We start from the raw sequence: 23,352 nt of genomic DNA on the forward strand, positions 1-23,352 counted from the left end.
TAGAAACATTTATTATTTAAAGGATACTGGGGCATATGCCGATCCCGTCGCTCGATAGGGTGAAAATTTCCGCGCGAACGGCGTTGATGATTTGTGCCGCGTCGGCGCTTGCCGGTTGCCTTCAAAATACCGTCGGCGGATCAACTGAACGGGGTCCGGTCGCGGGCGTTCAGGCGGTTTCTCCGAACGATCCCAGCGCCGTCGCACCGGAAGGCGAATTGCCGCCGAATATCCTGACCATTCCGGATTTGCCGGTACCGCCGGGATCTCAAGTCGTCTTGGGCGATACCGTCATTGTAGGCGACGATCTGGCCTGGACCGGGCAAGTGGTCATGGTCGGCGATGCGAACCAACCGGTTCAAGTCGTCGAATTCATGCGCCGGAACATGCCGGAATACGGCTGGGTCGAAACAGCCATCGTCCGGTCGCGCCGGACTTCCCTGACCTATGTGAAAGGGGAACGCTTCGCCACTGTGCGTATCCTGCCGCTTCAGTCCGGGGTGGAAGTCGACGTCGTTGTCGCCCCCGCGGGTCGAACGGCCGAACGGACAACAATCGGTACAACCGGCACGACAGGAACCACCGGCACGACGGGTACGACTGGAACCACCCCCGGCCCAGTCATCACCATCCAGTAATCATAAGAGTTTAATCGCTCGGTCCTGAAGATGGGGTTTGTCGGCCCTGCCCGGACGCGTTAGAAGCCTCTCGCTGTCGCAAAATCGAGAGGACATGCCGCCATGAGCAAAAGTGCTCCCTCCCCCTCGACCGTTCTGGCCGAAGATATCGCCGAATCCAAAATTCTGCTGCTGGAGGGCATTTCTCCGCGCGCCGTCGACCATTTCAAGGCGCTCGGCTTTCGCAATATCGACCTGCGCAAGGGCGCGCTGGCCGGCGACGACCTGGCGGAGGCTCTGGCCGACAATGTGCGCATTCTCGGTATCCGGTCGCGCAGTCAGGTGACCGACGAAGTCTTGGAGCAGGCGGACAAGCTTCGGGTCGTCGGCTGCTTTTCCGTCGGCACGAACCAGATCGATTTGGACGCCGCCCAACGCCGTGGCATTCCCGTTTTCAACGCGCCGTTCTCGAACACGCGCAGCGTCGCCGAGCTGACGATTGCCGAAGCCGTCATGCTGCTCCGCCGGACATTCCCGCGTTCGACCGCCGCCCATGCCGGGGATTGGGACAAGTCCGCATCGGGCAGCCGCGAATTGCGCGGCAAAACGCTGGGGATCATCGGCTACGGCAATATCGGCACGCAGCTTGCGATCCTGGCGGAAGCGATGGGCATGCGGGTCGTCTACTACGATCACACCGACAAGCTGCGCCATGGCAATGTCGAACCGATGACGACCATGGACGACCTGTTGGCGGAAGCTGACATCGTCACCCTGCATGTGCCGGAAACACCCCAGACCAAGGATATGATCGGCGCGGCGGAACTGGCGCGGATGAAGCCCGGTTCCTATCTGATCAACAATGCCCGCGGCACGGTCGTTGACCTGGACGCTTTGGCCGACGCGTTGAAATCCGGCCATCTGGCGGGGGCCGCCGTCGACGTGTTCCCGGTGGAACCACGGTCGAACGACGATCGCTTCAAATCGCCGCTTCAGGGCTTGGACAATGTCATCCTGACCCCGCATGTCGGCGGCTCGACGGAAGAAGCCCAGGAACGCATCGGCGAGGAGGTCGCCCGTAAACTGTCCGAATACGCCAATGGCGGATCGACGGTCGGCGCCGTAAACTTCCCGCAGGTCCAACTGCCGCCGCGCATGGATGTCACCCGTTTCATCCAGGTTCAGAAGAACATCCCCGGCGAGTTGCGGCGCCTGAACGACGTCTTCGCCAATCGCGAAGTGAATATCGAGGCCCAGCATTACCAGACCGCCGGCGAGATCGGCTATGTCGTGCTGGACGCCAAAGGCTTTGTCGAGAATGCCTGGGATATCGTCGCCGAAATCCGCGGCCTACCGGGAACGTTGCGCGCCCGCGTCCTGCGCTGATCGATAGCAAATAAGAAAAAGGCCCGGAGCGATGCTCCGGGCCTTTCTGTATTCCGATCGTGGTTGGGACGATCAGAACAGTCCTTGAACCAGACCGTTGTCGTCCAAGCGGATCGTGTTCGCCGCCGGCTTCCGAGGCAGGCCCGGCATGGTCATGATCTCACCGCAGATGGCGACGATGAAGCCCGCACCAGCCGACAAGCGCACTTCACGTACCGGCACCGTGTGGCCCGACGGCGCGCCGCGCAGGTTCGGATCGGTGGAGAAGCTGTACTGCGTCTTCGCCATGCAGACCGGCAGGTTGCCGTAGCCTTCTTCTTCCCACTGTTTCAACTGGTCGCGGACCTTCTTGTCGGCGATCGCTTCTTCCGCACCATAGATTTCGCGGCAGATCGTGTTGATCTTGTCGAACAGCGAGGTTTCGTCGTCGTACAGGGTGCGGAACTGCGCCGAACCGCCGTCGATCAGCTTCGTGACGTGGTTGGCCAGCGCTTCCGTGCCTTCGGAGCCTTTGCCCCAATGTTCGCAGACGATGGCTTCGACACCCAGGGTCTTGGTGAATTCCTGGATCGCGGCCAGCTCGGCATCGGTGTCCTTGATGAAGCGGTTGATCGCGACCACCGCCGGGACGCCGAACTTGCCGACGTTGCGGATGTGGCGGCCCAGATTGGCGAGGCCCTTCTTCAGCGCGTCGACGTTTTCGTCACCCAGCTGGTCCTTCGCGACGCCGCCATGCATCTTCAGCGCACGGACGGTCGCGACGATGACCACGGCTTCCGGCGCCAGACCGGCCTTGCGGCATTTGATGTCGAAGAATTTCTCGGCCCCCAGATCGGCACCGAAACCGGCCTCGGTCACGACATAGTCGGCAACCTTCAGCGCGGCCTTGGTCGCAGACACCGTGTTGCAGCCATGCGCGATGTTCGCGAACGGGCCGCCATGGATGAAGGCCGGGTTGTTTTCGAGCGTCTGCACCATGTTCGGCATCAGCGCGTCTTTCAGCAGAACCGTCATCGGACCTTCGGCCTGCAGGTCGCGCGCCAGGATCGGCTTGCGCTCGCGGGTGTAGCCCACGACGATGCGGCCCAGGCGGTCTTCCAGGTCCTTCAGACCGTCGGCCAGGCAGAAGATCGCCATGACTTCGGACGCCACGGTGATGTCGAAACCGGTCTGGCGCGGGAAACCGTTGGCCACACCGCCCAGGGAGACAACGGTGTCGCGCAGGGCGCGGTCGTTCATGTCCATGACGCGACGCCATGCGATACGGCGTTCGTCGAAGCCCAGCTCGTTGCCCCAGTAAATGTGGTTGTCGATCAGCGCCGACAGCAGGTTATGGGCGGAGGTGATGGCGTGGAAGTCGCCGGTGAAGTGCAGGTTGATGTCTTCCATCGGGACGACCTGAGCGTAACCGCCACCGGCCGCGCCGCCCTTCACACCGAAGCACGGGCCCAGCGAGGGCTCGCGCAGGCAGATCATCGCCTTCTTGCCGATGCGGTTCAGACCGTCGCCGAGGCCGACGGTGGTCGTCGTCTTGCCTTCACCCGCCGGGGTCGGGGAAATGGCCGTCACCAGGATCAGATGGCCGTCCTTCTTGTCCTTAAGGCTTTCAAGATAGTTGAAGCTCAACTTCGCTTTGTTCGGGCCGAACTGCATCAGCTCTTCGGCCGGAATGCCAAGTTTCGCACCGATCTCGGTGATCGGTTTCATCGACGCTTCCCGGGCGATTTCAATGTCGGATTTGCTCATGGCCCTGATCCCTGCTCCTGAAAAATTGCGGCGGTCCGAACGACACGAAGACCCATTCCCGTATCCATCCGTCACGCCGCATATTGCTAGGCGGAATAAGGGCGCACGGACAACCTCGCCGCGACCTCTATTGCTTTGGAGACGACATCGTTCAAGTCAAATTTGCGAAATTGCGCCGCGCGGGGCCTTAGTGTCGCAGAAGCGACATTTCAGTCGGGATCAGCCCGCGAACGCTTTTTCGATGACGAAGTGGCCCGGCTTGCTGTTCGCGCCTTCTTCCAGGCCCGCCGCTTCGCACAGCGCCTTCGTATCGTTCAGCATGTCCATCGACCCGCAGATCATCACCCGATCGCGCTCTGCATTCAGGGGTTCTTCCCCGAGATCGCGGAACAGTTGGCCGTTTTCGATCAGCGTCGTGATGCGGCCGGTATGAATATGATCTTCGCGTGTCGTGCTGGTGTAATGGAACAAGCGGCCCTGCACCATTTCGCCGACCAGCGGGTCTTCCAGCGTGTCCTTCACCAGTTTCTCGCCATAGGCCAATTCGTCGACCTGACGGCAGGTATGGGTCAGGATCACCTTTTCGAACCGGTCATAGGTTTCCGGGTCGCGGATCACGCTGGCGAACGGCGCGATCCCGGTCCCGGTGGAGAAGAGGTAGAGGTTCTTGCCCGGCAGTAACGCATCCAACACGAGGGTCCCGGTCGGTTTCTTGCCCAAAAGGATTTGGTCGCCGACGACGATTTTCTGCAACCGGCTGGTCAACGGCCCGTCTTCGACCTTGATGGAGAAGAAATCCAATTCGTGGTCCCATGCCGGGCTGGCGATGGAATAGGCGCGCAGCAGCGGTTTCCCGTCGTCCTTCATCAGGCCGATCATGACAAATTCCCCGGACCGGAACCGGAAGCTGTCGGGACGCGTCACGCGGAAGGAAAATAGACGTTCCGTCCAATGGTGAACATCGACAACGGTAACGAGTTGAACCGAACTCGGGATCGTTTGCGGGTTAAGGTCCATTCCTTGCTCCATCACGCCGAACGGTCGGAGGGTTTCCTCAACGACGGTCCTAATAGATTACCCGGAATATTCGGGCTGCTGCATACCATAGATGGTTCCATGGCCTCCAGCGGCAAGAGGTGCGACATAAATTCTCCACAGTCAAATGTTAAATAATTATAATAACATTTTTATTGTGTCTTTAATCGCCATCCAACCCACCGATCAGCTTGCCCAACAGCGCGGACAAGGTTTCCAGTTCCGCCCCGCTCAGTCCCGCCGTCGCCTTTTCCTGGGCTGCAATGTGATCCGGTAAGACGCGATCTATTAGCGCCAATCCCTTTTTCGTCAGCCCAATCGTCAAGGCGCGCCGGTCCGTCGGGTGCGGCTTTCGTTCGACCAGTCCCGCTTTTTCCAATCGGTCCGCCCGCGCCGTCATACCACCGGAGGAGATCATCGCGTTCCGATACAAATCAGTCGGGGTCAGGGCATAGGGAGGACCCGACCGGCGCAACGTCGCCAGCACGTCGAAATCCCCGGACGTCAAACCGTGCACCGCGAAATTCGGTTCCAGATAGTCCCGACGTATTCTCTGAGTCGCCTCACCCAAGCGGCCCAGCGCAACCATCGGCCCCGTGTTCAGCTCCGGTTTTTCGCGGTTCCACTGGTCGGCGGCCGATTTTGCGCGATCTATTTTCGTCATTTGCCTTGCCATTAAGATACTTAATATTAAATCTATCATGCCATCACGCATGACTTCAGGAGAAGCATAATGTCTGTCGCGCCATCGCAAAACCGTTCGGATCGCCGACAGGCGGTTCTCCTCCTCCTCGGGACCGGGGGGCTCCTCGGCACATCCGCCATCGTGGCGAAGGCCGCCGCCGGGGCCGGGATGTCGCCATTGATCCTGCTGCTATGGTCCATGCTGGGCGGCGGGGTGATTCAATGGGCGCGTCTGGCCCTGCGCGGCCAGCGGCTGACCGTATCACGGACAATCCTGCTTTATGCCGTCGGGTCGGGACTGTTCTTCGCCATCCCCAACGCGCTGGCCTTCGCCGCCGTGCCGCATCTCGGGGCCGGTTTCGTCGCCATGTGCTTCGCCTTTCCGCTGATGGTCACATACGCAATCGCCCTCGTCTTTCGAATGGAGCGGTTCCAGGTCATGAAATTCGCCGCCGTCGTCAGCGGCTTGACCGGTGGATTGCTGCTTGCCGCGTCGAAGGTCCAATTGGATAGCGTCGACATGCATTGGGTTCTGATGGCCCTGTCCGCGCCGGTGCTGATCGCTTTCGGCAATATCTATCGCACGCTCTATTGGCCCAAGAACGGCAAGGCGGAAGAATTGTCCATCGGCATGCTCCTGGCCGGTACCGTCGTCTTGGCCATCGTTCTGACCCTGCCCGGCATCGAAACCGGGGCGCAGGTCTGGTCAGGGGAAATCTGGTCGGGCGAAACCCTGGCCCTGACCGCGGCACAATCGATTGCCTTCGCTGTGCTCTACGATCTGTATTTCCGCTTACAAAAGCTCGCCGGGCCGGTTTATCTCAGCCAAATCGGATCGGTCAGCGCCGTTACCGGCGTCCTGCTGGCCCTGATCTTTTTCGGGGAGGTTCCCGGCTTCCTGCAAATCGCCGCCGCCGTGTTCATCGCCATCGGGTTAATCCTGATGAACCGCGCGCAGCAAGCGCCCTTACCGGCCCGTGAAGACAGGCTTGCGCTTGTCGAGTAACGCGGCGACCGCCTCCGCGTGATCCTCCGTACCATGCAACATGCCCTGGTAGGCCGCGCACATCGCCAAATGGTCTTCCAATTCCTGGCGGGGCGCGGCCTTCAACAGGCGCTTGGACAATTTCAACGCCAGCGGGGCGTTCGCCGCGATCCGTTCCGCCATACCGACCGCTTCGGTCATCAAGTCATCGGGTTCGACGACGCGGGAGACGAGCCCCATCGCCTTCGCGGTTTCGGCATCCACCGCCTCCCCCGTCAGGATCAGTTCCGCCGCCACGGATGGACCGACGACCCGGTTTAAAAACCACGCCGCCCCGTCGCCCGGCGAAATGCCGATCTTCACGAAAGGCGCGCCGAACTTGGCCGCCGTGCTGGCGATCCGGATATCGCACATGCAGACCAAATCCAGCGCCGCGCCATAGGCGGGACCGTTGACCGCGGCGACGACGGGCGTTTCGAAATGCCACAGACGCTTCGGCACCTGATGGATACCGTCGGCATAGGCCTTTTCGATATCCGCCGCCGTTCCCGCGAACATGTCGGTCTTGTCGCGCATATGTTTCACATTGCCACCGGCGGAAAAGGCGCGCCCCGCCCCGGTCAACACGACACAGGCCACATCGCCTTCCGCCTCGACCCGGTCCAGCGCCGCCAGGAAGGCATCGATCATCGGCGCTTCGGAAAAGGCGTTCAGTTCATCCGGCCGGTTCAGGGTCAGGGTAACGACGGCACCGTCACGGTGATAGAGGACGCGAGGTTCGCTCATTCTGGAATTTCCGTTCTAGTTAGTGTCGGTGAACGGCGCATGGATGCGGTCGCGGCGCGGCGAATGGCCGAAAAACTCGCGATAGCACTTGGCGAAATGGCTTGCCGACACGAAACCGCAGGCCAATGCGACATCCAGGACCGACAGGCTGGTTTGGCGCAGCAGGATGCGCGCCCGCTGCATGCGCAGCCCGAAATAGTAGCGGCGCGGTGTCGTACTCAAATATTTTCGGAACAATCGTTCCAATTGCCGTGTGGACAGACCGATTTCGTCCGCGACCTCCGCCCGATCGATCGGCGCTTCCAGATTTTCTTCCATATACTGGATCGCCGACAGAAGTTTCGGATGGCTGACACCGATCCGGAAGCGCAGGCCCATGCGCTGATGTTCCGACTGTTCGCGAATTTGCTGATGCAGGAACCATTCGGACACGTGGGTCGCCAGTTCGTGGCCATGCGCTTGGCGGATCAGATGCAGCATCAGGTCAATGGCCGCCGTCCCGCCGGAGCAGGTCGCGACGGCACGGTCGATTTCGAAAAGTTCGTCGGTGATATCCAGTTGCGGGTAATCTTCTCGGAACCCGTCCAGATATTCCCAATGGATGGTACAGCGCCGATTGTTCAGCAGCCCCGCACGCGCCAGAAGATACGGTGCGGTCGAAACGGCAACCAGAACCGTTCCCAGGCGGTTCGACTTGCGGAGATAGTTGATGATCCGTGCGTCGTTGACCTTTTCCGAACCCGTCCCGCCGATTATGAAAACATAGTCGAAGGGATAATCGTCGCTGACGGACAGGGTCGGCATGATATCGATCCCGTTGGAGGCGTTCACCGCCGCCCCGTCGGACGAAATCAGCGTCCAGGTGTAAAGCTCCCGTCCCGCGATCGTGTTGGCCGCGCGCAGGGGCTCGATGGCCGATGAAAATGCCATCAAGGAAAAACTCGGCAGCAATACGAATCCGAACCGTTCCGGCTCGCCCAGTCCGCGCATAACCATGCGCGATACCATATCCAGACTCCTGAAAAGAGAAAGCGGGTTGTAAGCGCCCGCGCTGACAGATGTCGCCCTTACGGTTCACCCGTGCCGATGTCTTCCTTGCGTTTGGCGATGAAGGCATCGATGGCCTCCAGCCGCGTCGGGTCCAGCGCCGGTTGTTCGTATTCCTCCAGGACACGCTGCCACAGATCGGTGGCGCGTTGCGTCGCGTCTTTCGCCCCGGCCAGCCGCCAGTTTTCGCTGTTCGTCCAATCGCTGAGGATCGGCGGATAGAAGGCCGTTTCGTAGCGTTCCATCGTATGACCGATGCCGAAGAAATGCCCGCCGGGCGAGACTTCCGCGATGGCGTCCAGACCGATCTCCTCCGGTGTCGTTGCGATCGGCGTCAGGAAGCCGACCAAATGCTGCAGGACTTCGACATCCAGCATGACCTTTTCAAAACTGGCGACAAGACCGCCTTCCAACCACCCGGCGGCATGATAGATGAAGTTCCCATACCCCATAATGGCGCTGAACAGGGACATCATCGTCTCATAGGTCGCCTGCGCATCGACGGCATTCGACGCGTTGCAGCCGCTGGTCCGGTACGGAAGATTGTAGAACCGCGCCAACTGACCGCCCGCAAGGTTGGCCTTTGCGTTTTCCGGCGTTCCGAAGGCCGGTGCGCCCGACTTCATATCGACATTGGATGTGAACCCGCCATAGACGACGGGCGCGCCGGGCCGCACGATCTGCGTCAGGCAGATACCGAACAGGGCTTCCGCATTCTGCTGCACCAGCCCCGCCGCCAAGGTTACCGGTGTCATCGCCCCCATCAGGGTAAACGGCGTGACGATGGTCGCCTGTCCCAGTTCCGCCATCTGGATCGCGCCGGTCGCCATATGCTCGTCCAGTTTGCGCGGGCTGTTGACGTTGATATTGCCGATACAGGCCGGGCGATCCGCCATTTCCTCCAATGTCATGCCGCAGGCCCGCGCCACGATTTCGCAGGAATCCTTCGCCCGCCCCGCCCCAATGACCTGATGGTTGAACGCCTTGTCGGTGAAGACGACGTTGGCCCGCGTCGTATCCATGTGGCGCGAATTGGCGGGCAGGTCCGTCGGCGCGACCGCCTGATTGCCCAGGAACCGGATGACGTTGAAGAACTGCGCGAACTTCACCAGCTTTTCGTAATCGGCGTAGTTTCCGGCGCGACGACCGTTGATCGCGTCATGTACGTTGGGCGGGCCGGAGACCAAGCCGAAATTCAAACTGTTACCGCCGACCAGAATGGACCGATCCGCATTGCGGGGCGTCAGGGTGAATTCGGACGGCGCCTTGCCGACCAGATCCATGACCAGCGCGCGGTCCATTTTTACCAGACCGCTTGCCCGATCGACATCCGCGCCCGCCTGCGCATACAGGTCCAGCGCCCGGTCGCCCATCGCCTCGATCCCGATGCGTTCCAGCAAGTCCAGGCTGGCCTCGTGGATCGCCTCCACCTGATCGGCGGACAGCGGCTGCATCGGCGGGAAGGGATTGCGAATCACCGTCGCCCACGGCAGTTGCTTGATCCCCGATCCGGCCCCGCGCCGTTCCCGCATCGCCCGTCGGCTCGATAGGCGGGCACCGCTTGCGTCTCGACTGGCCGCTTCCCGTGTCATGAATATCTTCCATCCCAAATGTGGCGTCGTTTTCCGACGGCTGCCGCTGCTGCGGCACCGGGATCAAGCATCCGCTGAACCAGGAATGGGAGTGTCCAATCACCGACACAAATTGCCAATTTTTGCCACTGGCGACCTTTACCGCATCGGTTAGGCAGCTCGCGGATCAAATAGATGCGTTAGACGGACGCATTGGGCGGGGACGGCGGTGGCGGCGGGGCCCGTCGCAATTTCGACTCGCGGATCGCGATATAGGTCGACCCGCCGAAAATGACTGCGCCGCCGATCAGGGTGCTGACGCCTGGTTCCTGACCGAAGGCGATATAGCCGACAATCGCCGCCCAGATCAGGCGCATGAAATCGACCGGCATGACGACGGCGGTTTCCCCGGTTTTCAGGGATTCGGCGAAACTCCATTGCGCCATTGCACCCGCCGCGCCGATCCCGGCCATCCAGGACAGTTCCGTCAGGCTGGGCCATGTCCAATGCAGCAGAGCGAAGGGCAGCGACAACGGGGCCATCATCAACCCCATATACAGCGCGATGGTCAGGGAGGAATCGTCCCGCGAGATTCGTTTGATGACCAGGATCGCCGACGCCCAGAACAAGGACGAGATTACGACCAGCAAATGGCCGGTGTCGATTTCGGCAAAACCGGGCTTCAGGATGATCAGCGCGCCCACGAAACCGAAGCCCATCGCCACCGCGCGCCGCCAACCGAATCGTTCCTTCAACAGGACGGCGGCCAGCAAGGTTGCGAAAATCGGCGCCAGGAAGCCGAGACCCGACACATCGGCGAGGGGTGCCATGGTCAGTGCCGTGAAATAGCACATCATCGCGCCGATATTCAGAACGGCCCGCAGCCCCAGCAGTCCCGGCCGTTTCGCGCGCATCGGTTCGAACCCGTGGCGCAGGAACATCGGCGTCAGCGCCAGGAAGCCGAAGACATTGCGGAAGAAGGCAATTTCGAAGGGATGGACGGATTCCCCGACATGCCGGATACCGGAATGCATCGCGACGAAACAGGTCGTCGCGACCATCATCCATCCCATCCCGATCAGATTGTTGCGGGGGGCGAAGGCATCGGTCGAAGCCATCGGATTCCGAAACGTGGGTGCGTCAGCGAAAGGATAGACCGTCCGCCCGGCAACTCAATCCGACAACTGGTATTAACTGTTGCGACCGGTGGTGCGGAATCCCGTCACGCGGAACCGCCGCGACCGAGGCCTTCCTTCAGCAGGGTCGCAATCGCAGAGCCGCCGGTAAAATAGGCGCCATGCGCGGTCGCATAGTAATCCAGGGCGCAGGCTTCCCCGGCCAGGATCACACGCTCGTCGAAGCGCATAGCCAGCGCGTCCCGCGCCACCGTCCGCCCCGGTAGGGCCGCCGAATAGCCGCCCAAGGTCAGCGGGTCCGTCGACCAGCAGCTTGCGTCCCGCGCGACAATCCGCTTCAGGACGTCTTTCCCCAAAACTTCCGCCAGGGCGGCCTCCGTCGCATCGATCAGGGCGACCTTGCCCCCCTCCTGGGTCAGATCGTGGGCCAGATCGCCCGCGATATAGGCCCCGACCGTGGGATCGCCGAATTCCGTGAAACACAGGCTCAACATCCCGCCCGCCGCCGGCCCCTGGGTCGGCACGACATGCACGCTTTGTGTCGGGGTGTCGAAGACCGGGCCGTCCATCGTCAGGCAGACCCGTTCGGCATAACCCATGGGCACGCCTTCCAAACCGGTCTGCACGACCGCGGGCAATTCCGGCGTGAACCGGATCGCGCCGGATGCCAGCACCCCGGCGGAGACCGTCACCACGACCGACAGGCCGCGCAAGGTCCCCTTCGGCGTTTCGACGGAGACCAGCGCACCGGTGCGATCCACCGCAGTGACCGGGCAATTCAACCGGATGGGCAGGTCCTTCGCGAAGGACGCGATCAGCGCCCCATACCCGTCCCGCACGGGCCAGTCTTCCGGCACATCCGCGAATCGCTGGTAGTCGCCGGTCGACAGGCGTTCCGGCGGCACGCCGTGAATGGCCTCGCACCAGCCGACATAATGCGTGTAATAGGGCGACGCCGTGTCGATGACCGACGCCCCCGCCACATCGCCGTCGGCCGTGATATAGGCTTCGTCGCAGGCCTCGTAGAATCGGGCGCAGGCCGCGCGTTCGTCGTCCGACAGACGACTCGATCCTCGATACGCCATTTCCGGAACCGACGTCGCGTGCAAATCCATCCGCACCCGCCATCCTTCGCGCAGCGCCACCGCGGCAAAGGGATTGCGCGAGGCGTTATGCAGATAGTGGCAGCCCAGATCGTAAGGCACCCCGCCGACATCGACCGCATGCGCCCGCCCGCCGATACGCCCGTTCGCTTCCAGAATGACCGCGTTCAAACCGGCGGCCCGCGCGGCAAGCCCCGCGCCGATCCCCGCGGCCCCGGCCCCGATGATGATCACGTCGAAAATGTCGGACACTTGATCCCCTCCCCAAATCCCGCAAGACTGCGCACCCGTAAATCGCCCCAAGACCTTTAGAGAGTTCGACCATGTCCGTCACGATCTATCACAATCCCCGTTGCTCCAAATCCCGCGAGACCTTGAAGCTGTTGGAGGATAAGGGAATTACGCCGGAAGTCGTACTCTACCTTCAGGACGCCCCGGATGCGGCGACGATCAAGGACCTCGTCGCGAAGCTGGGCCTGTCCAGTGCGCGGGACCTGATGCGCACCAAGGAAGCGGTCTATAAGGACCTGGGCTTGAAGGAGGTTTCGGACGAAGCCGCCCTGATCCGCGCCATGGCCGAAAACCCGGTCCTGATCGAACGCCCGATCGTCCTGAAAGACGGCAAGGCCCGCCTGGGCCGCCCACCGGAAAGCGTGCTGGAGATTCTTTAGCTTTTTGCTCCATTCCCGGCTTTCCATGCCGGGGTTGTTGGTATACACAACGCGCCTAGCCCACAGTCTGGCCAAATATCAACGCTTCGCACTTCGGAGGCGCGTTCGCCCATGCCCAAACGTACCGATATCGACGCCGTCATGATCATTGGGGCCGGCCCCATCGTCATCGGCCAAGCCTGCGAATTCGACTATTCAGGCACGCAAGCCTGCAAGGCGCTGAAGCAGGAAGGATATCGCGTCGTTCTGGTCAATTCGAACCCGGCGACGATCATGACCGATCCGAACACGGCGGACGCGACCTATATCGAACCGATCACCCCGGACATTGTCGCCAAGATCCTGAAACGCGAGCGTCAGGAACACCCGGACGAAAAGCTGGTCCTGCTGCCAACCATGGGCGGGCAGACGGCGCTGAACACGGCGCTGGCGCTGGAAGAACGCGGGGTTCTGGAGCTGCTGGGCGTGGAAATGATCGGCGCGAAGGCCGATGTGATCGACAAGGCGGAAGACCGCCAGCGGTTCCGCGAGGCGATGGACAAGATCGGTCTGGAAAGCCCGCGGTCCAAGCAAGTCTCGACGCTGGAAGAAGCGATGGTGGCGCTGGACTATGTCAAGCTGCCGACGATCATCCGCCCGTCCTTCACCATGGGCGGCACCGGCGGCGGCATCGCCTATAACAAGGAAGAATTTCAGAAGCTGGTGAAGGGCGGCTTGGCCGCGTCGCCGGTGCACACGGTCCTGGTCGAGGAATCGGTCCTGGGCTGGAAAGAATACGAGATGGAAGTCGTGCGCGACCGCGACGACAACTGCATCATCATCTGCTCCATCGAAAACTTCGATCCGATGGGCGTGCATACCGGCGATTCCATCACCGTCGCCCCGGCGCTGACGCTGACGGACAAGGAATACCAGATCATGCGCAACGCCTCGATCGCGTGCCTGCGCGAAATCGGGGTCGAAACCGGCGGGTCCAACGTCCAGTTCGCCGTGAACCCGGATGACGGGCGCTTGGTCGTCATCGAAATGAACCCGCGTGTGTCGCGATCCTCCGCCCTCGCATCGAAAGCCACCGGCTTCCCGATCGCCAAGGTCGCGGCGAAGCTGGCCGTCGGCTATACGCTGGACGAATTGGACAACGACATCACGAAGGTCACCCCGGCGAGCTTCGAACCGACCATCGATTACGTGGTCACCAAGATGCCGCGCTTCACCTTCGAAAAATTTGCGGGTGCCGATCCGACGCTGACGACCTCCATGAAATCGGTTGGGGAAGCCATGTCCATCGGCCGGACCTTCGCGGAAAGCCTGCAAAAGGCGCTGCGGTCCATGGAAACCGGCCTGACGGGATTGAACGAAATCGATATCGGCACGGACAAGGACGCATGGCGCGCGGCCATTTCCAAACCGCTGCCGGACCGCCTGCTGAAAATCGCGCAGGCCTTCCGCCACGGCATGACGCTGGACGAAATTCACCGCGCCAACAATATCGACCCCTGGTTCCTGGCCCAGATCGAAACCATCGTGAAGGCGGAGCAGGGTGTGCGCGACAACGGTCTGCCGAAATCGCGTCAGGACATGCTGCGGCTCAAGAAGCTCGGCTTCTCCGACATGCGGCTGGCGGAGCTGGCGGGGACCGAGGAAGGTGCCGTCATGGCCCTGCGCCACGAATTGGATGTGCGCCCGGTCTATAAGCGCATCGATACCTGCGCCGCCGAATTCCCCAGCGAAACGCCCTACATGTATTCCTGCTACGAAGGGGACGGTTTCTCCGAACCGGACTGCGAGGCGGATGTCACCGACCGCAAGAAGGTCGTCATCCTGGGCGGCGGTCCGAACCGGATCGGCCAAGGGATCGAATTCGACTATTGCTGCGTCCACGCGGCCTATGCCCTGACGGAAGCGGGCTATGAGACGATCATGGTCAACTGCAACCCGGAAACGGTGTCCACCGACTACGACACGTCGGACCGGCTGTATTTCGAACCGCTGACCGGCGAGGACGTGATCGAACTGGTCCGCAAGGAACAGGCGAAAGGCGAGGTTCTGGGCGTCATCGTGCAGTTCGGGGGTCAGACGCCGCTGAAGCTGGCGGGCGCGTTGGAAGCGGCGGGCATCCCGATCCTGGGCACGTCGCCCGACGCGATCGACCTGGCGGAAGACCGCGAGCGCTTCCAGAAACTGATCCAGGAACTGGATCTGCTGCAGCCGCCGAACGGCATCGCCGTGTCCGAAGAACAGGCCGTCGCCATCGCCAAGCGTATCGGCTTCCCGGTCGTCATCCGCCCATCCTATGTCCTAGGCGGCCGCGCGATGGAAATCGTGCATGGCGAGGAAGAACTGCGCCGCTACATCAATTCCGCGGTGCAGGTGTCCGGAAAAAGCCCGGTCCTGATCGATTATTATCTGAAAGACGCGATCGAGGTCGATGTCGACGCCCTGTGCGACGGGGAAACCGTCCATGTCGCGGGCGTGATGGAGCATATCGAGGAAGCGGGCATCCATTCCGGGGACAGCGCTTGTTCCCTGCCGCCCTATTCCCTGCCGCAATCCGTCATCGACGACATGAAACGCCAGACGGAAGCCATGGCCAAGGCCCTGGGCGTCGTCGGCCTGATGAATGTGCAATACGCGGTCAAAGACGGCACGGTCTATATTCTGGAAGTGAACCCGCGCGCCAGCCGGACGGTGCCCTTCGTCGCCAAGGCGACCGGCGTGCCGATCGCCAAGATCGCGTCGCGCATCATGGCGGGCGAGAAACTGGCCGATTTCGACCTGGAACCCCACGCGCTGGGCGATCATATCGCGGTCAAGGAAGCGGTCTTCCCGTTCAACCGTTTCCCGGGCGTCGACGTCATCCTGGGCCCGGAAATGAAATCGACCGGGGAGGTCATGGGCCTGGACAAGGATTTCGCCCATGCCTTCGCCAAGGCGCAATTCGCCTGCGGCGCGGACCTGCCCAGCCAGGGCAAGGTCTTCGTGTCGGTCAAGGACAGCGACAAGACCGCTGTCCTGGAACCGAGCCGCATGATGGTCGAATGCGGGCTGGAAATCCTGGCCACCGCCGGGACCGCACGGTACCTGGAAGAAAACGGCGTGCCCGTCACCCAGATCAACAAGGTGATGGAAGGCCAGCCGCATATCGTCGACGCGATCATCAACGGCGACGTGCAGCTTGTCTTCAACACGACGGAAGGTCGCAAGGCCCTGGAAGACAGCTTCTCGCTGCGTCAGGCCGCCCTGTCGATGAAAGTGCCCTACTACACGACGGTCGCCGGGGTTCGCGCCGCGGCGCTCGCCATCCGGGCATTGAAGCAGGGAGGCCTTGAAGTCGCCCCCCTTCAATCGTACTTTAGTCGTTCGGCGTAACCGGGTTACGCCCGACGCGGGGGCGGTCCTTCGACGAAGGACGGCTTTCGGGGGCGGTACGAAGCGGGGCTATCTCACGACGTCCTGAATGGTGTGCCGGTCGGAAGGGTGCGCTTCGCAGTTTTTCCGACCGCTGGACAATCTGTGTCACATTGCCGAACGGGCACGGCGGAAGGGCCGACCGGGCAGTGACCTTGGAAGTGATAGGTGGAACGATATGCAAAAGGTTCCGATGACGCTGCGCGGTTACGAAACCATGGTGGCGGAGTTGAAAAACCTTAAAGGGGTCGAACGTCCGGCGATCATCCAGGCGATCGCGGAAGCGCGCGAACATGGCGACCTGTCCGAAAACGCGGAATATCACGCCGCGCGCGAACGCCAGAGCTTTGTCGAAGGCCGCATTGCGGAACTGGAAGACCAGAGCAGCCGCGCCGAAGTGATCGACCCGGCGAAACTGGACGGCGACAGCGTGAAATTCGGTGCCACCGTCACCATTGCCGACTGCGAAACCGATGAGGAATCCGTCTACCAAATCGTCGGCGAATTCGAAGCGGATATCGCGGAAAAGAAGATTTCCGTCACCAGCCCGATGGCCCGTGCCATGATCGGCAAGGCGGAAGGCGACGTCTTCGAAGTGAACAGCCCCGGCGGGACGCGCGACTACGAGGTCGTGGCGGTCAAGTTCGAATAGTCCAACCCCGCCTTAGCGGAAGGATCCGAAATGTCTGAATTCTTTGCCCCGTTCACCGCCTGGCTGAACGATCTGACCGGCCTCGGTATTTCGATCCACGGCTATATTTCGATCTTTCTGGCGCTGGTCGGGGTCTTCGGCCTGTATATCGGCCTTCTGTATCTGATCCGGCTGTCGCATTCTTCTGGCGTGGACGATGCCGTGCGCGATTATCGGCACCCCAATCAGAAGCAATAATCTTCTAATTACTGAAAAAAGTTCGGTAAAAATAACGATTCCTGCAAGTCAGGTAAGCTTTTATTCACATATTGGAATGTAGAACCACGCTAGCTAATTTCTAGGGTGGAAAGCATGTCCTTTTTCAAGAATCTCTCGATTTCCGCGAAGATGATGACCATCATTTTCGCGCTTACCGCGACGGTAGCCATCGTCGCCGTCATTACCTTGAACAGCCTGCAAAGCGTGATGTACGCCGAACGTCTGGCCAAATTGAAGGCCCTGACCGAGGCCAGCGTCAACATTGCCAATGGACTGGACCAAAAAGTCCAGGCCGGAACGCTGACCAAGGACGAAGCGCTCGCGCTTTGGATCGATACGACAAGCCACATGGTCTATGAAGGCAAGGAATACGTCTTTGCCAACGACCTAAAAGGAGTCTCCGTCGCCCATATCCGCCCGGACATGGTCGGAAAGAACCTGTGGGAACTGAAAGACTCCAAGGGCAATGCGATCGTTCAGAACATGATTGCGGCCGCGAAATCCAGCCCAGATGGCGGGCCGTCGGAATATCTGTGGCCGAAGACAAAGGACGCAGAACCAGTCACGAAGATTACGTGGTCACGTATAGTACCCGCCTTCGACATCATGGTCGGCACCGGTGTCTATGTCGATGATCTGGACGCGGCTTTCTGGGAAGAAGTAACCCGCGTCGGTATCATCGTGATCGTCCTGGTCGGTATCGCCATCCTGATCGCCGTTTTCGTATCGCGCGACGTTGCCGGGTCCCTGAAGCTCGTTTCCGGGATCATGAACCGGATGAGCGAGGGCGAATACGACATCGACGTACCGGATCAAACCCGAAAAGACGAAATCGGCTCGATCACACGCGGTTTGGAAGTCCTGCGGGGCAGCGCCCAGGAAGCCGAGCGCCTGCGGGCGGAGCAAGAGGCCTCCAAGGAGCGCGCTGCGGAACAGCGCAAGGCCGACCTGGCCCGGATCGCCGACCAGTTTCAGCAGACCATCGAAGACGTCGTCGCCCGCGTCTCCAGCACCGCCGATCAGGTGCGTGACGGATCGACGAAAATGTCCGACACAGCCTCCGCAACCCGCGATCAGGCGGCCCTGGCCACGACCGCGACGGCGGATTCCGCTGAAAACGTGTCCACCGTGGCGGCGGCAACCGAAGAACTGATCGCGTCGATCCGCGAAATCGGCCGTCAGACCGAAACCGCCCGCGAGGTCAGCCAGAATGCCGTGTCCGCTACCGAACGGTCGGCCGCCCGTGTTCAGGGGCTGGTCGAAGCGGCGGCGAAGATCGGCGATGTGTTGAACCTGATTTCCGAAATCGCCGAACAGACCAACCTGCTGGCGTTGAACGCCACGATCGAAGCGGCCCGCGCCGGAGAGGCCGGGAAAGGCTTCGCCGTCGTCGCCAGCGAGGTCAAGGCCCTGGCCCAGCAGACGCAGCGCGCGACAGACGACATCAACGCGCATATCGAGGGCATCCGAAAGGCCGTCGATGGCACGGCGGGGGAGATGACGGAAATCCGTGACATCATCACCAGTGTGTCGGAGTCGGCGACCGCGATCAGCGCCGCCATCGAGGAACAGTCGGCGGCAACGCAGGAAATCGTGCGCAACGTCCAACAGGCCTCCCAAGGCACGCAGCAGGTGACGCACAGTGTACAGACGGTCAGCCATTCGGCGGAAGAAGCGGGCGCGGTCGCCGCATCCCTGCTGGAATCGTCGAACAACCTGTCCGGTAACGCCCAGACCCTGCGCCAGAAGGTCAGCGAGTTCCTGGCTTCTTTGAAATCGTAAGGTAAGATAGGGGCCGCCGGACCATCCGGCGGCCCTTTTTTCTTACCGAACGATCAGTTTATGCCGGACGCGCCTTCCAACAGTATCCCGTCCCCTTCCTCGCCCCCCGGCGTCCGCGCTGTCTTTGACTATTGGATCGGTATACGCGCCGCCCGGCATCTACCGTTAAGGGCCGATTTCGATCCGATGGCGATCCGCAAGCACCTCCCCTCGGTGCTTCTCGTCGATATCGAAGGCCTAACGAACGACGGCACCGGCATTTATCGCTACAGATTGGCCGGAGAACGGGAAATCCAGGCCCGCGGCGTGAATCCGAAGGGGCGTCTGGTGACGGAAGCCTATTACGGTCCCGCCGCCGACGTTTCCATTGCAAATTTCGAAACCGTCCGCACCACCTGCGCGCCCCATTTTATCGTGCTGGAATTCGTGAACGACCGGGGACTGCGTGTGAATGAGGAAAGCGTCCTACTGCCATTTTCCGAAGACGGTCAGACGGTAAGCCAGATTCTCGTTTTTTCGGAAGAACGACGCTGATCCGCCCCACCGCTTGTTACGGTTTGAAGACGGTTCCCTGACAAATCCCGGACTCCCTCCAGCCGAACATCATGGCCAATTCACTGGCGGGCCATATGGCATTCATCGGACTGGCGTAGAAATCCCCCCACCAAAGCCACGTCCTGAAGGGGGATACAGCGATGAAGAAACTGTTTGCGATGCTGGCCTTCGCGGTACTGACCGCGACCGCCGGTGCATCGGCGAAGGCCGATACGGTAAAATTGGCCGTGACCGATCTGGTCGGTCTGGAAGAATTGCAGCGGGAATTCGGCAAGTTTGTCGAGGTTCTGGAAGACGCCACCGGACAGGAAATCGAATTCCTGCCTGTCACGAACCGTACCGCCGCGGTCGAGGCCCTGCGCTTCGGCAAGGTCGACTTCGTTCTGACCGGCCCGGCCGAATATGTTGTCATGAAAAAGCGTACGGATGCCGAAATCGTCGTCGGCTTCTCCCGTCCGGACTATTTCGCGGTGCTGATCACCTTGGCGGATAACGGCTATTCCCTGCCGTCCGATCTGAAGGGTCAGAAAGTCGCCATGGGCTCCGCGGGATCGACGTCGAAGCATCTTGGTCCGATACAGGTCCTCGCCGATTACGGGCTGGAACCGTTGAAGGATGTCGAAGTCATCCACACTAAGGTCCCGGTCGCCTGGGAAGCTCTGAAGCGCGGCGACGTCGCCGCCATGGGCGTCAACCACCTGAAATTCCTGGCCCTGCGCGACAAGGAAGCGGAAGCGGGCGGCCTGCCCCCCGGTGCCTTCCGCGTCATCGGTCGCGGTCCGGACCTGCCGAACGACGTACTCATGGCCGGCAAGCATGTCGACGCCGCTATCGTCGCGTCGTTCAAAAAGGCCTTCGTCGAACGCTCCGACGATCTGATCGCCGCTATCCTGACCGGCGACGACAACAAGAAATACGCCGGGATGCGGTTCATCACGAATATCAAGGACAGCAACTACAATTACGTTCGCAGCATGTATGCGACGGCGGGTTACCCGGAATATGCCGACTTCATCGGCAACTGACCGGGTTCGGGTCCTGCGCCCGCAGGATACCGATACGACGGCATTGGCGGGGGAGACGCACAAAGCGTCTTCCCCCCAGGCTTTCGACGGACCGGCGCGGCGTCCAAACGCTCAGACGGCCCTATCCGTAACCGGGTTGCGGAAAAGCTATAACGGTCGAACCGAGGTCTTGAAGGGAATCGACTTCGCCATCGACGACGGCGAAGCGGTCGGCATCATCGGCGCCAACGGGTCGGGCAAAAGCACGGCGCTGCGTTGCGCCCTGCGTCTGATCGAACCGAGCGCGGGCAGTATCCATCTGGGCGGGCTGAATATCACCGGCTTTCACGGCAAAGACCTGCGCCGCGCGCGGTCCCGGATCGGCTTCGTGTTCCAGAAACACAATCTAAGTCCCAACCTGTCCGTCCTGACCAACGTCGTTCATGGCGGGCTGGCGCGCGGACATGGCATTCGCGCCTGGAGTCAGGCTTTCGCCGGGGCGGAGGAACGCCGCCGCGCGATGGACTGCCTGGATCAGGTCGGTCTTGCCGATCTGGCGGAACGCCGCGCGGGGCGTCTTTCCGGCGGTCAGTCCCAGCGTGTCGCCATCGCCCGCGCCCTGATGCAGGAACCGGTCATGATCGTCGCGGACGAACCCGTGGCCAGTCTGGACCCCAAGGCAGGGGAAGACGTGATGGACCTGTTCAGGCAGCTTCGCGTGGATCGGGGCATCACCCTGGTCTTCGTGTCCCATAATTTGGAACACGCGCTGTCCTATTCGGATCGCCTGATCGGTTTGCGGCAAGGAAGTCTGGTTCTCGACCGTCCGACCGCCGGTCTGGAACCTCAGCAACTTGCCTGGCTATACGAAACGGAGGCGACGGCATGACGGCCAAACCGACCTTCCATCCGCCCGCCCGCTGGTCGGCGCCGGGCGTGGTGCCCAGCGTCCTCTATGTCGGTTTCGTCGCCTTCTTCGCCTGGTCGTTGAGCCGCGCCGGCATTTCGATTTCCGAACTGATTTCCGGCATCCCTGCCATGGGCGTGATCGCATCGGAAATGGTGCCGCCCGCGACCGACCGTTTCATGCCGATGCTGAATTCCGTTCTGGTGACCTTTCAGATGGCCTTGGTGGGCGCGGTCGTCGGGGTTGTGTTGAGCTTCCCCATCGCCGTCCTGGCGGCCCGGAACCTGTCCCCGCATCCTGTCGTCTACAACGTCACCCGCGCCGTGGTCAGTTTCATGCGCACGGTGCCGGACCTCGCCTGGGCCTTGTTTTTCGTCGCGTCCGTCGGCCTGGGCCCCTTCGCGGGGACCCTGGCGCTGATCGTCGATACCATCGGATTCTGCGGCCGCTTTTTCGCCGAAAGCATGGAGGAGGTGGATCCCGGCCCGTCGGAAGCCCTGACCGCGATGGGGGCCGGACGCCTGGATATCGTCGCCTGCGCCGTCGTTCCGGCGGCCACGCCCGGCCTGACCAACGCGGCGCTCTTCTCTCTGGAAAAAGCAGTGCGGTCCTCCGTCGTCCTCGGCCTCGTCGGGGCCGGTGGGATCGGCGCGGAATTGGCTGTGTCCATGGAAATGTTCCGCTACGATCAGGCCGCGACCATCGTTTTGATGATTTTCGTTCTGGTCCTGGGCGTCGAACGGTTCAGCGCCTGGGCACGGTCGCGCCTGCTGGACAGCGTCAGCCCCGCACTCTAACGCCCGACATCCCACTCGTTACGGATTATCGCCATGCCAGACAGTCTCCCCCCACCTAACAGCTTCGCCCTGCAAAACGTGACCGCCCTTCTGGACGACGGGTTTCAGGACGGCGTCACGATCACCGTTCGAGACGGGCGCATCACCGACCTGGATGACGGCCCCGCCGACAGCGACCAGATGATCGACGGGACCGGCATGATGGTCATGCCGGGTCTGGTCGACCTGCATGGCGACGGATTCGAACGGGAACTGGCCCCGCGCGCCGGGGTGCATTTCCCGTTGGATCTGGCGATCGAGTCGAATGACGCGAACCTGATCGCCAGCGGCATCACCACCTTCTTTTATTCCATCACCGATGGGTTCGAGCCGGGCATCCGCAGCCGCAAGACCGTTCGGGACCTGTTGGACGGACTCGACACGTTGCGCCCGCGCCTGATGTCGGACAGCCGTATTCACATCCGTCATGAATGCGTCGCCACCCAGGACCACGACGAATTGCTGTCCTGGATCCGCAGCCATCGGATCGATCTTCTGTCGCTGAACGATCACCTGCCCTTTCCGGGCGACGAACGAAAGACCGAACGTTACAAGGCGGGCGCGGCGCGGCGGTTCACCATGTCGGCGGAGGAATTCGCCGCCTTTTATTCCAGCTTGCTCGAACGCCGTCCGCTCGGCATCGAACAAGGGGCGGAACTGGCGGAAGCCGCGCATGCGGCAGGCGTGGCATTGGCGTCGCACGACGAAATGACGGATGAGGACGCGGCCCGCGCGGCGGAATTGAACGTGCGCATTTGCGAATTCCCCCTGACCGCCGATTGCGCGGAAAAGGGATTGGCCCGTGGCGCCACCGTGGTCATGGGCGCGCCCAATCTGGTGCGCGGCGGCAGCCATGTCGGCGGCACCAATGTCCGGGACGAAATCGCCGCCGGACGCGTCACGGCGCTGGTCAGCGATTATTATTACCCCAGCCTGTTGCGTGCGCCGTTCCTGGTGGCGGAACTGGGGCTTCTCCCCTTGGATCAAGCATGGTCCCTGGTCTCCGGCAACCCGGCGCAAGCCGCAGGATTGGGCGACCGCAAAGGCAAGATCGCCGTCGGCGCGGATGCGGATTTCATCGCCTTCCGCAGCCCGGACGGCGGGACGCCCAAAGGGTTTCTGGGGGATGTCGCCCTGGTATCCGCTCGCGGCAAGAGACGCGCGGCAATTAGATAAACTGGAA

The 23,352-nt window shown here is 61.6% G+C and carries 21 protein-coding genes; 13 read left to right on the forward strand and 8 right to left on the reverse strand.

Features of this window, described 5'->3' with window-relative positions:
• Positions 1-35: 35 nt before the first annotated feature.
• Positions 36-638: a hypothetical protein gene (locus tag HH303_RS05045; RefSeq protein ID WP_169624075.1), complete on the forward strand. Its 603-nt coding sequence runs from the start codon at positions 36-38 to the stop codon at positions 636-638.
• A gap of 102 nt (positions 639-740) precedes the next feature.
• A complete protein-coding gene (gene serA / locus HH303_RS05050) occupies positions 741-2,003 on the forward strand; it encodes a phosphoglycerate dehydrogenase (protein WP_169624076.1) in 1,263 nt (420 codons plus the stop codon).
• A 72-nt stretch (positions 2,004-2,075) separates the two neighbouring features.
• Here serA and HH303_RS05055 read toward each other — a convergent pair whose 3' ends face one another.
• From HH303_RS05055 to HH303_RS05065, 3 genes are all read right to left on the reverse strand, one after another.
• On the reverse strand, positions 2,076-3,749 hold the full coding sequence (locus HH303_RS05055; protein ID WP_169624077.1) for a formate--tetrahydrofolate ligase: 1,674 nt from the start codon (positions 3,747-3,749) through the stop codon (positions 2,076-2,078).
• A gap of 219 nt (positions 3,750-3,968) precedes the next feature.
• The gene (locus HH303_RS05060) at positions 3,969-4,766 is read right to left on the reverse strand and encodes a ferredoxin--NADP reductase (protein WP_169624078.1); all 798 of its coding nucleotides are present in this window, start codon (positions 4,764-4,766) and stop codon (positions 3,969-3,971) included.
• A gap of 181 nt (positions 4,767-4,947) precedes the next feature.
• Positions 4,948-5,448: a MarR family winged helix-turn-helix transcriptional regulator gene (locus HH303_RS05065; protein WP_169624079.1), complete on the reverse strand. Its 501-nt coding sequence runs from the start codon at positions 5,446-5,448 to the stop codon at positions 4,948-4,950.
• 69 nt (positions 5,449-5,517) lie between these two features.
• On the opposite strand from HH303_RS05065, the gene HH303_RS05070 reads away from it, so the two are divergent.
• Positions 5,518-6,474: a DMT family transporter gene (locus HH303_RS05070; protein WP_169624080.1), complete on the forward strand. Its 957-nt coding sequence runs from the start codon at positions 5,518-5,520 to the stop codon at positions 6,472-6,474.
• Here HH303_RS05070 and HH303_RS05075 read toward each other — a convergent pair.
• The 5 genes from HH303_RS05075 to HH303_RS05095 all read right to left on the reverse strand — a co-directional run bounded on the left by HH303_RS05075 (position 6,436) and on the right by HH303_RS05095 (position 12,348).
• Positions 6,436-7,239 (reverse strand): enoyl-CoA hydratase-related protein, encoded by an 804-nt coding sequence (locus tag HH303_RS05075; protein WP_169624081.1) that lies wholly within the window; start codon positions 7,237-7,239, stop codon positions 6,436-6,438. The genes HH303_RS05070 and HH303_RS05075 overlap by 39 nt on opposite strands.
• Before the next feature lie 15 nt (positions 7,240-7,254).
• On the reverse strand, positions 7,255-8,247 hold the full coding sequence (locus tag HH303_RS05080; protein ID WP_227421520.1) for a GlxA family transcriptional regulator: 993 nt from the start codon (positions 8,245-8,247) through the stop codon (positions 7,255-7,257).
• 59 nt (positions 8,248-8,306) lie between these two features.
• Entirely contained in the window at positions 8,307-9,878 is a 1,572-nt protein-coding gene (locus tag HH303_RS05085) for a trimethylamine methyltransferase family protein (protein ID WP_169624082.1), read from the reverse strand.
• A 179-nt stretch (positions 9,879-10,057) separates the two neighbouring features.
• Positions 10,058-10,975 carry a DMT family transporter gene (locus HH303_RS05090; RefSeq protein WP_169624083.1) on the reverse strand — a complete coding sequence of 306 codons (918 nt, stop codon included), beginning with the start codon at positions 10,973-10,975 and terminating at the stop codon, positions 10,058-10,060.
• Positions 10,976-11,079: 104 nt separating this feature from the next.
• Positions 11,080-12,348: a flavin monoamine oxidase family protein gene (locus HH303_RS05095; protein ID WP_169624084.1), complete on the reverse strand. Its 1,269-nt coding sequence runs from the start codon at positions 12,346-12,348 to the stop codon at positions 11,080-11,082.
• 71 nt (positions 12,349-12,419) lie between these two features.
• Here HH303_RS05095 and arsC point away from each other — a divergent pair, with 71 nt between their 5' ends.
• The 10 genes from arsC to HH303_RS05145 all read left to right on the forward strand — a co-directional run bounded on the left by arsC (position 12,420) and on the right by HH303_RS05145 (position 23,345).
• The gene (gene arsC, locus HH303_RS05100; protein WP_169624085.1) at positions 12,420-12,767 is read left to right on the forward strand and encodes an arsenate reductase (glutaredoxin); all 348 of its coding nucleotides are present in this window, start codon (positions 12,420-12,422) and stop codon (positions 12,765-12,767) included.
• 111 nt (positions 12,768-12,878) lie between these two features.
• A complete protein-coding gene (gene carB, locus HH303_RS05105; RefSeq protein WP_169624086.1) occupies positions 12,879-16,136 on the forward strand; it encodes a carbamoyl-phosphate synthase large subunit in 3,258 nt (1,085 codons plus the stop codon).
• A 217-nt stretch (positions 16,137-16,353) separates the two neighbouring features.
• Positions 16,354-16,827: a transcription elongation factor GreA gene (gene greA / locus HH303_RS05110; protein ID WP_169624087.1), complete on the forward strand. Its 474-nt coding sequence runs from the start codon at positions 16,354-16,356 to the stop codon at positions 16,825-16,827.
• Between the two features lie 30 nt (positions 16,828-16,857).
• Positions 16,858-17,064 (forward strand): hypothetical protein, encoded by a 207-nt coding sequence (locus HH303_RS05115; RefSeq protein WP_169624088.1) that lies wholly within the window; start codon positions 16,858-16,860, stop codon positions 17,062-17,064.
• Positions 17,065-17,178: 114 nt separating this feature from the next.
• Positions 17,179-18,867 carry a methyl-accepting chemotaxis protein gene (locus HH303_RS05120; RefSeq protein WP_169624089.1) on the forward strand — a complete coding sequence of 563 codons (1,689 nt, stop codon included), beginning with the start codon at positions 17,179-17,181 and terminating at the stop codon, positions 18,865-18,867.
• 60 nt (positions 18,868-18,927) lie between these two features.
• Positions 18,928-19,401 (forward strand): PAS domain-containing protein, encoded by a 474-nt coding sequence (locus HH303_RS05125; RefSeq protein ID WP_169624090.1) that lies wholly within the window; start codon positions 18,928-18,930, stop codon positions 19,399-19,401.
• 161 nt (positions 19,402-19,562) lie between these two features.
• Complete coding sequence (locus tag HH303_RS05130) at positions 19,563-20,447, forward strand: PhnD/SsuA/transferrin family substrate-binding protein (protein WP_169624091.1); 885 nt, start codon at positions 19,563-19,565, stop codon at positions 20,445-20,447.
• Entirely contained in the window at positions 20,425-21,315 is an 891-nt protein-coding gene (locus HH303_RS05135; protein WP_169624092.1) for a phosphonate ABC transporter ATP-binding protein, read from the forward strand. The genes HH303_RS05130 and HH303_RS05135 overlap by 23 nt, the downstream gene beginning before the upstream one ends.
• On the forward strand, positions 21,312-22,130 hold the full coding sequence (gene phnE / locus HH303_RS05140) for a phosphonate ABC transporter, permease protein PhnE (protein WP_169624093.1): 819 nt from the start codon (positions 21,312-21,314) through the stop codon (positions 22,128-22,130). The genes HH303_RS05135 and phnE overlap by 4 nt, the downstream gene beginning before the upstream one ends.
• A gap of 33 nt (positions 22,131-22,163) precedes the next feature.
• The gene (locus tag HH303_RS05145) at positions 22,164-23,345 is read left to right on the forward strand and encodes an alpha-D-ribose 1-methylphosphonate 5-triphosphate diphosphatase (protein WP_169624094.1); all 1,182 of its coding nucleotides are present in this window, start codon (positions 22,164-22,166) and stop codon (positions 23,343-23,345) included.
• Positions 23,346-23,352: the final 7 nt, after the last annotated feature.

The organism is Pacificispira spongiicola (assembly GCF_012926505.1).
Classification (GTDB): domain Bacteria; phylum Pseudomonadota; class Alphaproteobacteria; order UBA8366; family Aestuariispiraceae; genus Pacificispira; species Pacificispira spongiicola.